The 3,379-nt window shown below is 62.9% G+C and carries 2 protein-coding genes and 1 pseudogene; 1 reads left to right on the top strand and 2 read right to left on the bottom strand.

Annotation, left to right across the window (positions count from 1 at the left end):
• Positions 1-256, bottom strand: a pseudogene (locus AC1DWI_RS17170) (amino acid ABC transporter substrate-binding protein); the annotation flags it as partial.
• 102 nt (positions 257-358) lie between these two features.
• Here AC1DWI_RS17170 and AC1DWI_RS17165 point away from each other — a divergent pair.
• A complete protein-coding gene (locus AC1DWI_RS17165; RefSeq protein WP_477668180.1) occupies positions 359-1,507 on the top strand; it encodes a GlxA family transcriptional regulator in 1,149 nt (382 codons plus the stop codon).
• Here the strand turns inward: AC1DWI_RS17165 and AC1DWI_RS17160 are convergent.
• A complete protein-coding gene (locus tag AC1DWI_RS17160; protein ID WP_477668179.1) occupies positions 1,431-2,879 on the bottom strand; it encodes a sensor histidine kinase in 1,449 nt (482 codons plus the stop codon). The genes AC1DWI_RS17165 and AC1DWI_RS17160 overlap by 77 nt on opposite strands.
• Positions 2,880-3,379: the final 500 nt, after the last annotated feature.

Here is a 3,379-nt window from a genome sequence, read left to right as displayed (position 1 = left end):
AAGCAATGGTGCCCGACCATTCCATAAGCGCGGGCTTGACCTTGAGCTTGACGGCCTCGGCCACGCGCTGGAGGATCTCGCCGTCGTAGCCAATCATGGCGCCGTCCTGGTAGCCGGTGCCCGGCATGTCACCGGTGAAGGCGATCGTCAACGCGTCTTTTTCAACGGTTTGCAAGGCCTGGGCGTTGGCAGCCGGCAGTACCGCCCCCGCGGCGAGAAGCATGCACAAGAGGCGTGCGGCGAATGTTTTTTTCATGAAAACTCCTGATGGTGGTTTAACGAAACTCTCACTGACGGGGTGGATGGTATGAAGCACCGTCAACTTGTCATAGGAAGCTTTGGCGTGTAAATTGAACGTATGCGACATTCAGGAAAATTACCGACAAAGGCCGCTTCTGCGCCCAAAGCTGCGGCGGCAAAGCGCGCAAAGCGTGCACCCGCGAAGGCCAACAGGGCGGCCGGCGCACAGGATGAGGGCAACCAGCTGGTGGACCGGCTTGACACGGCCAAGGCCAAAACGCCTCCCAAAACCGGTGTGGAACTGCGGGTCGGTATTTTTCTGTGCCCGCGTTTTCCCCTGTTGTCGCTGGCGGGGCTGTGCGATGCGCTGCGCCACGCCGCAGACCTGGGCGACCAGAGCCGGCAGCTTCGCTGCACGTGGGCGGTGCTCAGCGCCGCCGGCGAGACTGTGGCCTCCAGCTGCGGCGTCGAAGTGGCCACGCTGCCCGCGGCTTCGTCAGACTGCAACTTTGATTACGTGGCTGTGATCGGGGGCTTGCTGCCCTTCATGAAAACGGCCGACCCTCGAGGTGTGAAGTTTCTGAACCACGCCGCAAAAGCCGGTGTGCCGTTGATCGGCATTTGCACCGGCAGCTTTGCGCTCGCGCGGCATGGGTTCATGCAAGGCCGCATGGCCTGTGTTCATCCCTTCCATGTCAATGACTGGAAGGAAGCCTTTCCCGAACTGCCCTTCACCACCAACTGTGACTACATCTTTGATGGTGACCGGATCACCTGCGCGGGCGGCATCTCGATCATCGAGCTGGCCACAGAGCTGATTCGCCTGCATTGCGGGCCGGACCGCGCCGCCAAGGTCGTGCACCAGATGACGGTAACCCGCAAATCCGCCATCTCGCATGTCGCGCGCCGGCGCGCGCTGGGCTATGCCTGTGCCGACAACGACAAGCTCCGCCAGGCCATTGTGCTGATGGAAAAGAACATCACCACGCCGCTTGAAATTTCCGTCATCGCCAAAATTGTGGATTCCAGCAGCCGGCAACTTGAAAGGGTTTTTCTGGCAGAAACGGGCGCTTCCCCTTCAGGGTTTTACCGCAACTCGCGGCTGAAATACGGCCGGTGGCTGCTGACCTCAACCGATTCACCGGTGAGCACCATCGCCTACGAATGCGGCTTTGCCGATGCCTCGCACTTCATCCGGCACTTTCAACAGCTGTATGGTGTTTCACCCGGGCGGCTGCGGAAGGCGTTGCCTGCGGTGGAGGTGTAGGCTCAATTACAGGCCCAGGTACAGGCCCGCGGGGGGCATTTGCGCTTTTCTCAACCTCTTCGTATCGGGGCAGCTCCACCCAGAAGACGCTGCCGCGTCCCTGGCGTTCCGTCATGCCCACCGGGTGCCCCAGCAGCTGGCTCAGGCGGTAGACGACCGCCAGCTCCAGCCCAAAGCCCTCGGCCATGCCCTGCTGCGGGATGCCTTCAGAGAAAGTCTGCTGGCGTTCACGCGCAACGCCCGTGCCTGTGTCCCACAGCTCTATGCGCCACTTGCCCCGGCGCGGCCGCGCGGCCAGCAACACACCGCCGCCATGCGTGTTGCGCAAGGCGTTCGACAGCAGGCAGCCCACCAGCCGCGTGAGCAGCACCGGGTCTGACACCGCCCGTCCCGCGGCGGTTCGGGTGCGCAGGCGCAGGCCTTTTTCGCGCGCCTGCGGCGTGTGCTCTTCGGCCAGCGTGTGGACCAGCGCGGCCAGGTCTACCGGCTGCAGGTGCACGCTCAGCGAAGCCGGTTCCAGCCCTGCCAGGCTGAACAGCGATTCAAACAACTCGTCAATCTTGCGTGTCGAATCGCCAATCTTGCGCGCAATCTGCGCCGCAAACTCCGGCTCCGCCGTCAACCATTCGGCATACGGGCCCAGCGCATGCACGGGGTGGCGCAGCTCATGCGCGGCGCTGGCAATAAAGCTGCTCCGCACGGCCTCCGCCTCCGCCAGGGCCTGTTTGCGCTCCTCCAGGGCCTTGATCAGTTCCTGGCGGTCGAACTGCCGCTCCAGGCTGATGCGCTGGGCCCGGTACATGCGCCGGCCCGTCACATGGGCCACCCACAGGAAGACCAGCACCACCCCCATCTCGGCGCCGGTGTCGAGCACCGAAGGAACACCTCCCGTCAGGTCTATTCGCCAGGCCAGGGCCGCCAGCACCGAGGCACTCAAGCCGTTGCAGTACGCCGAGACGGTACGCAAGCTCGGCGGGCCCGAAGCCACCGCGACCACCGCGATGCCCCCAAGGATCATGATGCACACCAGTTGGTCTTCAATAGGGGCCTGGCGGTACACCACAAACATCAGCGAGCCCCAGACCACCGCGCTCAAGGGCCAGGCCCATCCAAGGAGCGACATGAACTCCCGCAGCGCCACCCCGTCGGCCTCCGCCAGGCGGTGGCGGTAAGCATGCAGGATGGCATAACGCAGCAGCGTCATGGAGCCGGTGGTCAGGGTCCATACCCACAAGTCCCATGGCGCCACACGCCCATGCAGCATTGCCACCACCACCAGAATGATCAGCACGGCCGCATGCAGCGTAGGCCGCGCATTTTGCATAAACGTGCGGGCCAGCTGCACGCTGATCCAGGTCTCGCGTGGGGTCATCGAACGGAGCCTTCAGGGGCTGCTGGCGTGGTGGGCGTCATTGAGAGCGGATTCTTCTGTGAGCGGGGCGGGGCGGGGTGCGGGCAACAACAATATCAGTGATTTTCCCTTGGGTACCGGGTGGAAGAAGAGGGCGGGATTGGGGGCTTCTACCTATTATTTGGCTTGTGGAATCTGCCCCGCATTCGCTTTGGGGAGGTCTTCGTGAAGACCTTCTTTGCGAGGTAGCGGGGATTGCGGCGCGGCCGTTTGGCGGTGCGCCGTATTCCATTGGCTTCACGGCAGCCGGGGCGTGGAAGTCTGGTTTTTGTTGCCCCGCTGGCCTTGTGCTGATCTTGCCAGTGTTGGCGGCGTTGGGCGAGTCGTCTTTGGTTGTCTTTGTGCGGTGGTTACACGGACGGAACGTGTACCTTTTTATTCATGGGTTGTGCGTACTGGTGAAAATCTTGAATGATGAACGCCGAGCGCGTGGGCGCTGTGATCGCCGCCCCCTTCACTGG

This window comes from Polaromonas sp. P3_C2 (assembly GCF_056402675.1).
This window is presented reverse-complemented; position numbering and strand designations above follow the sequence as displayed.

Bases quoted from the DNA above. Each gene is read 5' to 3' on its own strand.
- AC1DWI_RS17160 (WP_477668179.1), bottom strand. From the start codon at position 2,879: ATGACCCCACGCGAGACCTGGATCAGCGTGCAGCTGGCCCGCACGTTT.
- AC1DWI_RS17165 (WP_477668180.1), top strand. From the start codon at position 359: ATGCGACATTCAGGAAAATTACCGACAAAGGCCGCTTCTGCGCCCAAA.